At 38.9% G+C, this 14,735-nt stretch carries 13 protein-coding genes; 9 read left to right on the top strand and 4 right to left on the bottom strand.

The genetic code is table 11. The features are described from left to right. Nucleotides 1-19 precede the first annotated feature (19 nt). On the bottom strand, nucleotides 20-931 hold the full coding sequence (locus AC1PJ9_RS14945; RefSeq protein ID WP_005305012.1) for a bestrophin family protein: 912 nt from the start codon (nucleotides 929-931) through the stop codon (nucleotides 20-22). Nucleotides 932-1,000: 69 nt separating this feature from the next. Beyond that, nucleotides 1,001-2,272 carry a sigma-54 interaction domain-containing protein gene (locus AC1PJ9_RS14940; RefSeq protein ID WP_151827893.1) on the bottom strand — a complete coding sequence of 424 codons (1,272 nt, stop codon included), beginning with the start codon at nucleotides 2,270-2,272 and terminating at the stop codon, nucleotides 1,001-1,003. 191 nt (nucleotides 2,273-2,463) lie between these two features. Between AC1PJ9_RS14940 and AC1PJ9_RS14935 the strand changes: the two genes are divergently transcribed. The 4 genes from AC1PJ9_RS14935 to AC1PJ9_RS14920 all read left to right on the top strand — a co-directional run bounded on the left by AC1PJ9_RS14935 (nucleotide 2,464) and on the right by AC1PJ9_RS14920 (nucleotide 6,909). Then, nucleotides 2,464-3,159, top strand: a complete 696-nt coding sequence (locus AC1PJ9_RS14935; protein ID WP_151768264.1) for an MBL fold metallo-hydrolase — start codon at nucleotides 2,464-2,466, stop codon at nucleotides 3,157-3,159. A gap of 9 nt (nucleotides 3,160-3,168) precedes the next feature. Further along, nucleotides 3,169-4,824, top strand: a complete 1,656-nt coding sequence (locus AC1PJ9_RS14930; protein WP_409070589.1) for a bifunctional protein tyrosine phosphatase family protein/NAD(P)/FAD-dependent oxidoreductase — start codon at nucleotides 3,169-3,171, stop codon at nucleotides 4,822-4,824. A gap of 175 nt (nucleotides 4,825-4,999) precedes the next feature. Continuing rightward, entirely contained in the window at nucleotides 5,000-5,791 is a 792-nt protein-coding gene (locus AC1PJ9_RS14925; protein ID WP_311087719.1) for a sulfite exporter TauE/SafE family protein, read from the top strand. 113 nt (nucleotides 5,792-5,904) lie between these two features. Then, nucleotides 5,905-6,909 (top strand): homoserine dehydrogenase, encoded by a 1,005-nt coding sequence (locus tag AC1PJ9_RS14920; RefSeq protein ID WP_311087718.1) that lies wholly within the window; start codon nucleotides 5,905-5,907, stop codon nucleotides 6,907-6,909. A 32-nt stretch (nucleotides 6,910-6,941) separates the two neighbouring features. Here the strand turns inward: AC1PJ9_RS14920 and AC1PJ9_RS14915 are convergent, their stop codons facing one another. After that, nucleotides 6,942-7,859 carry a DMT family transporter gene (locus AC1PJ9_RS14915; RefSeq protein WP_311087717.1) on the bottom strand — a complete coding sequence of 306 codons (918 nt, stop codon included), beginning with the start codon at nucleotides 7,857-7,859 and terminating at the stop codon, nucleotides 6,942-6,944. 166 nt (nucleotides 7,860-8,025) lie between these two features. Between AC1PJ9_RS14915 and AC1PJ9_RS14910 the strand changes: the two genes are divergently transcribed. After that, complete coding sequence (locus tag AC1PJ9_RS14910) at nucleotides 8,026-8,880, top strand: helix-turn-helix domain-containing protein (protein ID WP_311087716.1); 855 nt, start codon at nucleotides 8,026-8,028, stop codon at nucleotides 8,878-8,880. 18 nt (nucleotides 8,881-8,898) lie between these two features. Here AC1PJ9_RS14910 and chrA read toward each other — a convergent pair whose 3' ends face one another. Continuing rightward, a complete protein-coding gene (gene chrA, locus AC1PJ9_RS14905) occupies nucleotides 8,899-10,248 on the bottom strand; it encodes a chromate efflux transporter (RefSeq protein WP_311087715.1) in 1,350 nt (449 codons plus the stop codon). A gap of 241 nt (nucleotides 10,249-10,489) precedes the next feature. Between chrA and AC1PJ9_RS14900 the strand changes: the two genes are divergently transcribed. Genes AC1PJ9_RS14900 through AC1PJ9_RS14885 form a run of 4 tightly spaced genes read left to right on the top strand, consistent with a single transcriptional unit; the run spans nucleotide 10,490 to nucleotide 14,711 of the window. Continuing rightward, the gene (locus AC1PJ9_RS14900; RefSeq protein WP_023274243.1) at nucleotides 10,490-11,233 is read left to right on the top strand and encodes a GntR family transcriptional regulator; all 744 of its coding nucleotides are present in this window, start codon (nucleotides 10,490-10,492) and stop codon (nucleotides 11,231-11,233) included. 28 nt (nucleotides 11,234-11,261) lie between these two features. Beyond that, the gene (locus tag AC1PJ9_RS14895) at nucleotides 11,262-12,995 is read left to right on the top strand and encodes a fumarate reductase/succinate dehydrogenase flavoprotein subunit (protein ID WP_311087714.1); all 1,734 of its coding nucleotides are present in this window, start codon (nucleotides 11,262-11,264) and stop codon (nucleotides 12,993-12,995) included. 20 nt (nucleotides 12,996-13,015) lie between these two features. Beyond that, nucleotides 13,016-13,261: a 4Fe-4S dicluster domain-containing protein gene (locus tag AC1PJ9_RS14890; RefSeq protein ID WP_000864074.1), complete on the top strand. Its 246-nt coding sequence runs from the start codon at nucleotides 13,016-13,018 to the stop codon at nucleotides 13,259-13,261. Between the two features lie 19 nt (nucleotides 13,262-13,280). Continuing rightward, a complete protein-coding gene (locus AC1PJ9_RS14885; RefSeq protein ID WP_311087713.1) occupies nucleotides 13,281-14,711 on the top strand; it encodes an ABC transporter substrate-binding protein in 1,431 nt (476 codons plus the stop codon). Nucleotides 14,712-14,735 lie beyond the last annotated feature (24 nt).

Here is a 14,735-nt window from a genome sequence, read left to right as displayed (position 1 = left end):
AATCATCGCTCTTTTTTTATTAAAGTAAGTTGTTGTTTTGAGCTTCAATAATAGGGGGTAATGGTTGTCCTAAAGAGCTTAAAGACTCCCGTTCAATTAAACGTACAATTGAATCGAGCGGTAAATCATTTTCTTGCAAACCAAAAGGTTCTTCAATTTGAGCACTTAAGGCATCTAAACCTAAAAACATATAAGCGATTAAGCCCACAATAAGCGGTGTCCAAATACCTAAAGCAGCTTCAAGGCTAAACGGTAAGATGAAACAAAAACAATAAACAGCACGATGTAAAAGTACTGAATATGAGTAGGGTAAAGGTGTTCCAGCAATCCGGTCACAACCTGCTTGGATATTGCCTAGCTCAATAATATGTCGATTTAAGGTACTATAGATAATGTCACTGATTTCGCCATCTTTTAGTATTTTAACTAAATCTTTTTGAATATTTTCGAGTACAAATTGCGGTGCATTAATATGCTCATTTAAATAGTTAAGTGAAGAGTTATTTAAATAAGCATGTTCAAGAAATTTTGTGGGTTCGACTGTTTGTTGACGTAAACGATCACGCAATAAATTACTAAAAATTAAGACCTGATGGATTAAATGTTCACGTTGTTCATTAGATAAAACATGGCTATCTCTAACGATATGTCTGGCATTGGCAATTAAAGCACCCCAAAGTTTGCGGCCTTCCCACCATCGGTCATAACACGCATTATTTCGAAAACCCGTACAAATCGAAAGAATCACACCAAATATTGTAAATCCGATCGCGGGTACGGTAGGGATTTGAATCCAATGATAATAAGAGAGCCAGACCACACAGGCTGAAATAAGTACAACAAAACTCAGTGCTGGCAAGACCTTCGGTAAAATTGTTCCTTTCCAAGCAAATAAAAGTTTAAATACATTGCTTTTATCACGAACAATCATATAAAGCCTTTGAACTAATGAACCTAACCAAGTGTAATATGATACGCCTTAGACGAGTTAAATACCTAACTAAAGCTTATGCTTTTGTCTATAGCGCCAAAGGGTAGTACGGCTAATACCAAAAATATTCGCGACCATATTCAGGTTATGGTTATATTTTTCTAAAGCAGCTTGTACATTTTCTGGACTAAGCTCTGTATTTGTCTCGGGTAATTTAACGTAATCCTCTGCATTTAATAGCTCATTTGGTAAGTCCTCAACTTCAATTTCATCCTTACCATTTGCCATGGTTAAAGCATAAAGCAGGGTGTTTTTAAGTTCACGAACATTCCCAGGCCAGTCATAATTCAATAAAATTTGCATGGCTTTTTGATTGACATGACGAGGCATTGTGTCGAGTTGAGTTGAGCTTTCTTTTAAAATCTGGTCGACAATCAGTGGAATATCGACTTTCCGCTCTCTGAGTGGTGGTATAAAAATTGGAATGACACGCAAACGGTAGAGTAAATCATGACGGAAACGCCCAGCCTTAGCCTCTTCGCGTAAAGCTTTATGTGTTGCGGTAATAATTCGGACATTGGCTTGAATCGGTTTTTCACCACCTACAGGCGTAAATTCACCTGTTTCTAACACCCGTAATAATTTAGCTTGCAGTTCTAAAGGAATCTCGGCAATTTCATCTAGGAAAAGAGTTCCGCTTGCGGCACGTTCAAACACACCTTTATGGTCACGAATTGCTCCTGTAAAAGCACCTTTCACATGCCCAAAGAGTTCACTTTCTAAAATATTAGAATTTAAAGCTGCACAGTTAATCGCTACAAAAATCTTATTTTTACGTTGGCTATAATCATGAATTGCTTTTGCTACCAATTCTTTACCACTGCCAGATTCACCTCGGACAAGCACTGGAAACTCAGTAATTGCCACTCTTTGAATGATTGAAAACATACGGGTCATTTCAGGCGAACAGCTATTAAAAACTTTAGCCAAGTCTTGTAATTGTTCTGTTAGCTCTACTTGATCAGCAATATCATTCTCTATGCTAACGGGCTGTAGAATATGCAATTTCCCGATAATGCGATGCTCTGCAATGTAAATATCATTTTCCTGATAGATGAATCGCTTTCTCATTTTAGGAGTATTGATCTCAAGATATTGATTGTGATGGTCTTGAGTAAGCGCTGCTATGCTCTCTACAGAAATATCGTCTGTATTAAATTTATAGTGAATTGCTTGAGTCGTTGTGTCCGCTAAAAACAGACTCGCATTTGGGAATAAAGCTTTTAATTGCTCAAATAAAATAAAAAAATCTTGTTCTGACTCAAAATTTAACTTTGCCATTTCATATGTTTCACAATCGTTTCATTGAAACATACTTGAGTTTCAAAGGAACATCAAGCTGAGTTTATTTTCTAACTTTAATTTTAAAAATTATTATAAATATTTGATTTTTATATTTATTATTTAATTTTAAATAATTGGCACCTTATTTGCAAAATATAGGAAAGAAATAAATTATTGGGGTATAAATCATGTTCTTTAAGCAGTTTTTTGAGCAGGAAAGTTCGACTTATACATACATGCTTGGGTGTGAAGAAACACGAGAGGCTGTTTTAATTGACCCAGTCGCATCAGATATAGAGATTTATGCAAAAGAATTAGAGCAGCATCAATTTACGCTCATCTATACCTTAGATACCCATGTTCATGCAGACCATATTACCGCTGCAAATTTACTTCGAGAACGTTTCCATTGCAAATCGGTTTTACACCGTAATTCAGATGTAAATTGCGGAGATATTTTAATTACAGATGGTTGCATGCTTAAAGTCGGCAATCTCAGTATTGAAGCACGCTATACACCAGGTCATACCAATGCTTGTACGAGTTATTTGGTTGAAAACATGGTTTTCACTGGTGATGCATTATTAATTGATGGATGCGGTCGAACTGACTTCCAGCAAGGTAATGCAGGGACACTTTTTGACAGTATTCATAAGCAACTTTTCAGCCTACCTGACGAGACTATTGTGTATCCGGGACACGATTATAAGGGTCGTTTGTCTTCAACGATTGGTTATGAACGTTTAAAAAATTCACGTTTAGGTCAGAATCGCTCACGAGAAGATTTTATTAAATTGATGAATAATTTAAATCTGCCATATCCAAAACAAATCGATAAAGCACTACCTGCCAATCAGGCCTGTGGTTCAACTTCACAATCATAAGGTGGCGATATGGAACTTAAACGAGTTAATCAAGAATTTTATGTTGCTGACCAGATTACTGCCGACGATATCGCAAAAATTGCAGATCAGGGAGTAAAAACACTGATATGTAACCGTCCAGATGGAGAAGGTGCAGACCAACCCAATGTGATTGAAATTGAAGAAGCAGCTCAGCGACATGGCCTAAAGGTAATTTATCAACCTGTTAGCAGTGGCAAAATTACCGACCAACAAGTTACCGAGTTTAAGCAGCTTTATAAGAATGCCCAAAAACCTGTTTTAGCGTATTGCCGTTCTGGTATGCGTGCCATCAGTTTATGGGCTTTAGCAGAAGTTGCTCCGAAAGATGCGGCTTTATTAGTCGAAGCAGGGAACAAACTTGGTTTTAACTTGAAAGGGTTAGTGCCACGTATTTTAAAACGTGATCATGAACCAGCGACAATTCCTTGTTATAGCGTTGTGATTGTTGGTGCTGGAGCAGCTGGAATTTCTGTTGCGTCTAGTCTTTTATGTCGTGAACCTAACATTGATATTGTCATTATTGATCCAGCAGACACCCATTATTATCAACCGGGTTGGACCATGGTCGGTGGTGGTATTTTTAAACCTAAAGTAACTGCACGCTCAATGGCAAGTGTAATTCCTGCAAAAGTAAAATGGATGAAAGCAGCAGTTGCCGGATTCGACCCTGAGCATAATCAGATTATTTTGGAAGGATGCCAACCCATTCAATATAAAGCTTTGGTCGTCTGTCCCGGTTTAAAACTGAATTGGCATGGAATTGAAGGTTTAGTCGAAACCTTAGGAAAAAATGGGGTGACGTCTAACTATCGTTATGACTTGGCGCCGTATACATGGGAATTAGTGCAACAGCTAAACGGTGGAAAGGCAATCTTTACTCAGCCGCCTATGCCGATTAAATGTGCCGGTGCCCCTCAAAAAGCGATGTACCTTTCAGCTGACTACTGGTTAAAGCAAGGCAAACTTAAAGATATCTCTATTCATTTTTATAACACTGGCGCTGTTTTATTTGGTGTGAAGGAATATGTTCCTGCACTAATGCAATATGTCGAAAAATATGGCTCTGAACTTCATTTTAACCATCAACTTGTCAAAGTAGATGGACCTGCAAAAAAAGCATGGTTTAAGGTAGTGAATGATGAAAATGCAGCATTGGTCGAGACTGATTTCGATATGTTGCATGTTGTTCCACCACAACAAGCCCCAGACTTTATTCGTGCAAGCACTCTTACTGATGAAGCAGGCTGGGTAAGTGTTAATCCTCAAACCCTACAACACACACAGCATGCCAATATTTTTGCTTTAGGCGATGTGATGAATGCACCTAATGCCAAAACTGCTGCTGCCGCACGTGCACAAGCTCCGATCGTTGCTGTAAATGTTCTAGCACAACTGAACGGTGAGCAAAACTTTTGTGAATACAACGGCTATGGCTCATGTCCACTTACAGTAGAGCGTGGAAAAATCGTTCTGGCTGAATTTGGTTACGGCGGTAAGCTTCTTCCAAGTTTTCCAAAATGGGTGATTGATGGGCAAAAACCATCTCGTTTGGCATGGCTGCTTAAAGAGCAGATTTTACCTCCGATTTACTGGCAAGGCATGCTCAAAGGCCGCGAGTGGATGGTCAAACCTGAGCGAGGATAAGTAAAGCAACGCTTTACCCGAGCGCAAGGCGAAAGCTGTGCTTGAGCGGAAGAGGATAAGTAAAGCAACGCTTTGTCCTGAGAAGCGGCTAAAGCTTCGCAAGAAGATGAGATCTATTCACTCATTAAACAGCAGTCTACTGCAAATGATGTATATGCAATTTTAGGCTTTTGATATGTTATTACTTGTCGTTGAAGGCATTGTGATTGGTTTTTTACTTGGTCTTACAGGAGCTGGTGGCGGTATTCTTGCTGTACCCGCGCTTATGACAAGTCAAGGCTGGACAGTGGCTCAAGCTGCACCGATTGGGTTATTAGCAGTTGCGTTATCTACACTCATTGGAACTATTGAAGGCTTATTTAAAAAGATTGTTCGTTATCGTGCTGCTATTTGGATTGCCTTAATTGGTGCTCCTATGGCACATATCGGCATTTTAATAGCCAATGCGATTTCACCTGTCTGGCTCATGTTAATGTTTAGCTTGGTCATGTTTACAGTAGGTTATCGACTTATTAGTAACCGAGTATCAGACTTTCATAATCCGCCGTGTCAGGTCAACCCAAGTACGGGACGTTTTATCTGGAATTTTAAAACGGGAAGCGTTCTTGCCAGTATCGGAATTATTGCTGGGCTTTTAACTGGCATGCTAGGGGTTGGTGGCGGCTTTGTAATTGTGCCAGCGCTTAGAAAAGTCACAAATTTGGACATGCATAGCATTGTCGCAACTTCACTTATGATTATTTTTCTCATCAGTGGAATGAGTATTGTGATGCATATTGCAGAGGGTTTTCACTATCCAGTAGGCATTACCAGTGCGTTTGCTCTTGCATGTGTAGCAGGCATGCTATTAGGTCGTCGAGCTATTCGTTTTATTCCCTCTGCAATTGTGCAAAAAGTCTTTGCTTTAATGGTTTTTGCTGTCGCAATTTATATGGTTATTAAGATTGTTAATCTAACAAATATCTGAGCGATATAGTATTTTAACTTATCTATATAAATATAAAGTTTCCAGAGATGATGCATTGAAATTGTCTATGGAAACTTTTTGATTTAAATCATATAAATTTTTGAGAAAGCGATATGAAGCGAGTTAACGTAGCAATTTGTGGTTTTGGACGGATTGGGCAACAAATTGCAGAGCTTCTTTTAAATCGATCGACATACTATAAACAAAAATATCAAATTGATGCCCGTTTAGTGGGTGTCTGTAACTCATCATCAGGTTTAATTGATCAAGAAGGTTTACAAGCTGCAAAGTGGTTAGATAAAACACAATATCAAGCAGGCTTAACTGAGCAAAAGTTTTTAGAACAGGTTCAGGCGGATGTCATGATTGAGACAGGCCCAAGTGACTATATGACAGGTGGAAAGGGCCTATTTTATTTAAATTATGCTTTAACACATAGCATGAATGCGATTGCAGTATCTAAAGGTGCGTTAGTCGTAGAAGGCAAAAAATTAATTAACTTGGCACATCAACACAAGAAAAAACTATTTTTTAGCGGTGCGACGGCTGCAGCCTTACCAACTGTTGATTTGTTTGAATATAACTTAGCTGGCTGCCAAATTTTAGAAATAGAAGGTGTGTTTACAGGCACCACGAATTTTATTTTGAATAATATGTTGCAACATGAATGTGCATTTGCAGAATCTCTTGAAAAAGCTCAAGCAAAAGGTATTGCGGAGCCTGACAGTTCTTTCGATGTAGATGGATGGGATACCGCTGCAAAAATTACCATACTGGCAAATACTGTTTTTGGGGCTGATGTAAAAATTCAAGATATTCCAAGACAAGGAATCAGTCACGTTACGGCTGAACATATTCGTGGTTGGAAAAAAGAAAATGTAATTCCTCGTCTGGTCGGTTTTATTCATATTGAAAATCAGCAAATTCAAACAGGTGTTGAATTAAGATTAGTTCCAGCAAATCATCCTTTTGCTCATCTGCAAGGTTCTAATAAATGCATTCGGGTGTTAACTCAAGAAATGGGTGAATTTGTAGTTAGTGGAGGAGCATCTGCCCCTTTAGCTACGGCAGCTGCGGCTTTAAAAGATTTTGAGCTGATGCTAAAAACGAGCTGTTAGAGATAAATTATGATTTATAAAAAAGCAGGCTATTAAGCCTGCTTCTCACAATTTTTTTGACTATTAAATAACTTCTTTCCAATTTCAAATTTACTAAACATTAAGTAGTTACCAAGTAAGATTAGTAAAATTCCAAATACAGCATTTAAAGTCCACTCATATCCCTCAAAGAAAGTAGAAACTGTTAGAGCAACTAAAGGGAAGAGTAATGTGCTATAGGCTGCTTTGGCTGCACCAATTCGCCCAACCAAGGAAAAATAAGCCGAGAACCCAATAACCGTACCAAATACAGCCAAGTAAAGTACCGAACTTAAAAATGGGAAATTCATTGGAGGCATTAGATTTTGGTCTGTAAATAAAGCTAGACTTAACATTACCAATGCACCATAAGTCATGGCATAACAATTTGTTGAAAAGATATTTAGGCCACGTTTTTGGTGTCTAACACTAATCATATTCCCTAAAGAAAAACCGTAAGTGCCTATTGCACATAAGCCAATACCCATTAATAACTGAGCATTAAATTGGCTATTAATGAGGTCATGCCAAAATAGTAAAACAATACCACCTAGGCCTAAAAGTGCAGCTGGAGCAAAGTTTGGGGAAGGTTTTTGCTTAAAAAAGATAAGCGCATTAATGGCATTAAAGAAAACAGCCATCGAAAAAATAACGGACTCTAAACCGCTATTTACATATTTAACGGCGGTATAAAAACAAATAAAGTTTAGGCCGAAAACACAAAGGCCTTGCAGCATACAAAACAAGTGATCTTTTAAAGCAATTCGCTGTAATTTTCCTGAAAATAGTAAAACAACCCAAAGTAATAAGGCTGAAATGGCAAAACGCCATAAAATCGCGACAACGGGTGTTGCATAATGGCTTTGAACGGCAATTCCAATCCATGTTGTTCCCCAAATCAACACCACCGCAACATAGAGTAAAATATTCATAAGTTCATCCTCGATTACCAAACTTAAGTATCTAGGAATGCTTCATTTTTCACGTATATATTCTTGTGTTGTACATGTAAGATCTTGCGTTTTTTATATGACTGAACTAGCTGAATTTTGCTGAATATGGTTAACTTAAGCTCAATGATATTCATTTTAATTTTGCATGGCCTATCAAACTTTAGAACAGCTACAGCAATCTAAAGCCAAGCTTCACGAAACTGTGGTGCTTGATGAAAATATGCAACTTGCATTTTGGTCTAATGAACAAGATCGGGTAAGTGTCTGTAGCGATCACCATACTTTAAGTCTTTATATTCAAGATGGCTATGAAAGCTATCAAAAAACACCTGCTGGATGGAAAAATGGCGGTGGGCCGGGTCGTTTTTGTTTGTTGCCTGAACATCAGGAGTCGACTTGGGATATACGAGGTGGGCTTAAATTTGTTCACTTGTACTATACCGACCAAAATTTACGTGATGTTGCCGAAAAAATATGGGACAAAGAGCCGAATCAAATTCAACTAAACGAAGTTGCATTTAGTGATGATGAACGAATTCGAGCACTTTATCAGTTCTTCTTACTAGATTGTGATTGGCAAGATTCTTCAAACCATTTACAAATGAGTACAACAGCAAGTTTATTGTTGAATCACTTAATTCGAAGATACAGTAGTGTTCAATGGCAACAGCCTGCCATTAAAGGCGGACTGGCACCTCATAAACTCAAATATATTCAAGAATGGATTGAAGATCATCTAGATCAGGCACTCACTTTGTCAGACTTGGCAAATGTTGTGAACTTAAGCGAATACCATTTTGCTCATATGTTTAAACAGTCCATGAATATGGCGCCTCACCAATATGTCATGCAAAGACGTTTAACTAAGGCAAAAGGGCTAGTTCAGTCATCGCAGCTTTCTTTGCAAGATATTGCCCTAGTTTGTGGGTTTAGTTCAGCAAGCCATTTAAGTCATCGTTTTAAACAGTTTTATGGCATGAGTCCTTCAAAGTTACGTTAAAGAACTCATGACTAATTTCTATAAAAGATAAATACCTAAACCAATTAGTGCTGATGCAAAAATGACATACAGTACATTAATGTTAAAGCGGAATAAGGCAATAAATGCAGCCACTGTAATGAGGGCCGCGATAGTGTCAAAGTGACCAGAAAAACCGTGCGGCCATAGCACGTGATAACTAAAAAATAATGCTAGATTTAAAATGACACCGACTACAGCCGCGGTAATCGCAGTGAGTGGTGCCGTAAATTTAATTTCATTGTGTGTAGATTCAATAATGGGCGCACCCGCAAAAATAAAGACAAATGAGAAAAGGAAAGTAAACCAAGTCACAATGACTGCACCGAATGCTCCAGCAAAAAATAGATGCTCGGGCCCAAGTAATGAATGATTAACACCTCCTAAAAAACCAACAAAGGCAACAACCATAATCAGTGGGCCTGGTGTAGTTTCCCCAAGTGCCAATCCATCAATCATTTGCGTAGGTGAAAGCCATCCAAAATGATTTACAGCGCCTTGATAGACATAAGGTAAAACTGCATATGCACCCCCAAAAGTGAGTAATGCAGCTTTAGTAAAAAACCAAGCCATTTGAGTATAAGAATGATGCCACCCAAAATATGCGCCCAACGCTAAAATTGGCAATAACCATAAAACAATTGCCACAAAAATAAGTTTAGCTAACCGCGACCAATGGAATTTAGCATGCTCTGGGGGCGGTGTATCATCATCAATAAATGCTGGGCCATAATCCTTTTGACTGGCTTTATGTCCAGCCGCTGAGGAAAATAGTTCCGGATATTTTTTACTTGTTAAATAGCCAGCAATACCAGCTGATAAAACGATAAGTGGGAAAGGAAGCTTTAAGACAAAAATGGCAAAAAACGCTGCAATTGCGACGACCCATAAAAACTTATTTTTAAGCGAACGACTACCTATACGGTACGTTGCATGGAAAACAATTGCAGTGACGGCAGGCTTTATCCCGTAAAAAACACCTGCAATAACAGGCACATCTCCAAATTTTATATAGACCCAAGACAGCCCAATTAAAATAAATAAAGACGGTAGTACAAATAGAATGCCTGCGACTAGTCCTCCAGCAGTTCTGTGCATGAGCCAACCAATGTAGGTTGCTAATTGCTGTGCTTCAGGGCCGGGTAACAACATGCAGTAGTTCAGGGCATGCAAAAATCTTTTTTCAGATATCCAGCGCTTTTGTTCAACGAGTTCCTGATGCATTACAGCGATTTGTCCAGCTGGCCCCCCAAAGCTAATAAAGCCTAACTTGAGCCAAAATAAAAAGGCTTGCCAGAAGGTGACCTTTCCCGCTGAATCATCAGGGGTATTTTGTTGTTTTTGTTGCATATTATCCCCTAAAAAATAATAGTAATTTTTACGTTTATGGCATAACGGAGTATGTTTTATAGCATAACAAATACAAATGTATTTTTTATGATAATAATTCAAATTTTATAGATAACCATTCATTAATTTATTGATCTTCATTGAAATTATTTTTTTAACTAAAGTTATCGCTTTAAATTATTTCCAAAGCTGAAACATTTTAAACATTATTTGCTCAAGTTGTTATAACAGGTTGTAAGCCGTGAGCCAGCTACCCCACGATCCCAAAAATCACAAGCCTCTTTATGATCAGTTAAGGGAACTCATCCTTAACAAAATTGTAAATGGTGAATATGCCGTACTGAGCCAAATTCCATCTGAAAACGAGTTTGCTGAACAATTTGGTGTAAGTCGAATTACAGTTCGCCAAGCGCTCAACCAATTACAGTTGGAAGGCTATATTTTTAAGGTGCCAGGTAAAGGGACCTTTGTAAGCAAGCCAAAAACGTTCCAGAACATCTCAAGTTTGCAAGGTTTTGCAGAAGCAATGTCATCTGCTGGTCACGAAATTTTAAACCGTGTCATCTCGGCCGAGCTTAAGCAGATCCCGATGCACGTTGTGCCCAAATTAAAGTTACCTGTTAAAGCCAATGTGTATGAAATTCAACGTGTCCGTTTACTCAACCGTCAGCCAGTGTCGTATGAGTTGACTTATTTGCCTGAACATATTGGTTTGAAGCTTAAAGAGAAAGCGATTGATTTACGTACAACCGATATTTTCAAGGCATTAGAACAAGAGTGCGATATTCCTTTGGGACATGCGGATTTAAGCATTGATGCCACGGTAGCGGATGAAGAATTAGCGGCTTTGTTGCAAGTCGAAATCGGAACTCCGGTATTACGGGTCGAACGTTTGACTCATGATGCAAATGGTCAACCGATTGACTATGAATATCTCTATTTCTCGGGCGATACCTTCCAGTACCGTTTACGTATTCATCGTTAATAACTCAAATAAAAATAAGGAATATTCAATGGAAACGAAATATCTTGAGTTCGATATTGTGGTGATTGGTGGTGGAACTGCTGGCCCAATGGCTGCGATTAAAGCAAAACAAGAAAACCCCAATTTAAAAGTCTTGCTCATTGAAAAAGCGAATGTAAAGCGCAGTGGGGCGATTTCAATGGGAATGGACGGGCTGAATAATGCTGTCATTCCGGGCTATGCAACACCTGAGCAATACACCAAAGAAATTACGATTGCCAACGATGGGGTAGTTAACCAAACCACTGTATATGCATATGCAAAGCATAGTTTCAAAACTATTCAACAACTCGATCAATGGGGCATTAAGTTCGAAAAAGATGAGACAGGCGAATTTGCAGTAAAAAAAGTACATCACATGGGTGCATATGTTTTACCAATGCCCGAAGGTCATGATGTTAAAAAAGTTTTATATCGTCAGTTAAAGCGTGCTCAAGTCAAAATTAATAATCGCATTGTCACCACAAAGCTTTTAAAAAATGAGCAAGGTGCAATCAATGGTGTAGTCGGTTTTGATTGTCGTAGTGGCGATTTCTATGTCATTAAAACGAAAGCTGCCATTTTATGTTGTGGTGCCGCAGGGCGTTTAGGTTTGCCAGCTTCCGGCTATTTAATGGGCACTTATGAAAACCCAACCAATGCAGGTGACGGCTATGCAATGGCATACCATGCAGGTGCTGAGCTTGCTAACTTAGAATGCTTCCAAATTAATCCTCTAATTAAAGACTATAACGGTCCAGCTTGTGCCTATGTGACAGGACCTTTAGGAGGTTATACGGCCAATAGTAAAGGTGAACGTTTCATTGAATGTGACTACTGGAGTGGTCAAATGATGTGGGAGTTTTACCAAGAACTGGAAAGTGGTAATGGTCCTGTTTATTTAAAAGTAGATCATTTGGCTGAAGAAACAATTCAAACCATCGAAGAAATCTTGCATACCAATGAGCGCCCAAGCCGTGGACGTTTTCATGAGGGCCGAGGAACCAATTACCGTCAAGATATGGTGGAAATGCATATTTCAGAAATTGGTTTTTGTAGTGGACACAGTGCTTCTGGCGTATGGGTCAATGAAAAAGCTGAGACTTCGGTTAAGGGATTATATAGCGCTGGCGATATGGCGGCTGTACCTCATAACTATATGCTTGGTGCATTTACCTACGGGTGGTTTGCAGGTGTAAATGCCGCCCAATACGTGAATGTAGTTGAAGATAGTGAATTAAACCAAAGCGAAATAGAAGCAGAAAAAGCTCGAATATTTGCGCCACTGAATTGCTCAGAAGGTTTACCTCCAGAGCAAGTGGAATATAAGCTGCGCCGTTTTGTAAATGACTATTTGCAGCCCCCTAAAACTCGCCAAAAAATGGAAATTGGGCTCAAGCGTTTTGAAGAAATCAAACAAGATATTAAGCGAATTTCTGCAAGAAACCCACATGAGCTGATGCGTGCTGCTGAAGTTTCTTTTATTCGAGACTGTGCTGAAATGGCAGCAAGAGCTTCACTGTTTAGAGAAGAAAGCCGCTGGGGACTGTACCACTATAGAGCAGATTTCCCTCAAAAAAATAACTCGGATTGGTTCTTTCACGCGCATTTGAAAAAAGATGAACACGGCAACATGGTCAGTTTCAAAAAGCCAATCGAGCCTTATGTGGTTCCGATTAATCAAGATGAAGCTTTGTCGTATGACCGTTTACGCATTCAAAAAGATGTTGCTCTAGCAGACTAAATAAATCAGGAATTCAAATCATGGCTTTTATTTTTAAAGAAGTACAGCACCGTACTGTGGCACCCGTCATTATCGATGAAGATAAATGTATTGCTGATAAAGGATGCACTGTCTGTGTAGATGTTTGTCCAATGGACTTATTAGCAATCGATCCAACAACCCAAAAAGCTTATATGCAATTTGATGAATGTTGGTATTGCATGCCTTGTGAAAAAGACTGCCCAACAGATGCAGTCAAAGTAAATATCCCATACCTACTCAAATAATTAATTTGGAATACTCAACATGAGAAAAAATAAATTGATCAATAAAAAACTATTACTCAGTAGCTTAATTGGTGCCATTGTACTTGGCACTTTGGGGTGCAGTAGTAAAACAGAAACTGTTCGTGTAGCGATTGGCACACAAGACACGACTATTAACTGCGCAACAGGTGGGTTGCTCATTCGTGAGTTGAATTTATTACCAAAATATTTGCCTAAAGATGGTAAATACAAACACGTTAAATATGACATTCAATGGAAAAACTTTACCTCTGGTGCACCACTTACCAGTGAGATGGTGGCTGGGCGTTTAGATTTGGGAGCAATGGCCGACTTTCCTGCGGTTAATAATTTAGCGGCATTTAAAAAGGCTGGAAAAGAAAGCATATTTTTAGCGCCATTGTCAGGCAGTGTTAATGGTAGCGGTAATGCGATTGTTGTTCCAATTGACTCAAAAGTGACCTCACTGAAAGAACTAAAAGGACAAACCATTTCCGTACCTTTTGCCTCAACTGCTCATGGACTGTTGCTACGAGCGATTCAAGCTGAAGGCTGGCAACTTGATAAAGATATTAAAGTGATTGCTCAGGCGCCAGAGGTGGCAGGGCCTGCGTTAAAAAGTCATAAGATTGCTGCGCATGCTGACTTCGTACCATTTGGAGAGTTATTTGCTTACCAAGGTTTTGCTAAAAAAATCTATGATGGTTCACAAGCAAAATCACCAACATTTCATGGTTCACTTGCCAGCAAGGATTATGCACAGCAGCATCCAGAAGTTATAAAAGCTTATTTACAAGCAACTATTGAAGCAAATCGCCTGATTCGGGAACAACCAGAAAAATATAGTGAACTTATTGCTGAAAAAACAGGTATTCCTGCCGAAGTTGTTTATCTATTTCATGGCCCTTTAGGTCTGCAAACTCGTGACTTAACGTGGAAACCTGAATATCGAAAAGCGACTCAAATTGCGATAGATACCTTAAAAGTTTTAGGCAAAAACGACGGTACGCTTGTTGTAAATAAATTTATTGATGATCAATACATTAAGGATGCATTTCAGGCATCTGGGCTTAATTACAGCCAGCAACTGGCCGACTATGCAAAATCACCTTTGGTTGCCAATGACGCATTAACGGGCCAACCCATCAAGACATTTGAACGGGTGACTCAAATTTGGGTAAAGGGTGAAGAAAAAGTTCGTAGCTACGAAACGCCTGAGCATGCTTTTTCTGATTTAAAGAAAATACAAGCCGATGGAAAAACGGTGCGTGTGGTTTATAGCCAAGATCATCAGTCCGACATTAAGTTACTTGCCAATTTGGCATGGTATGCCACAGACAAAACAGGACAAATTCAGGCTTTTTTATTAAAAGATGATGCTGAAAAATGGGCTAAACAACAGGGCGGAAAAGTATATGACTTTAAAGCTATTCAGCTTGTAACTCAGAGCTGATGTGTTGTCTTACCTAATGATCAG

It is taken from the genome of Acinetobacter sp. 70_2 (assembly GCF_056736115.1).
The sequence above is the reverse complement of the archived record's forward strand: the minus strand, read 5'-3'. Positions and strand labels throughout refer to the sequence as shown.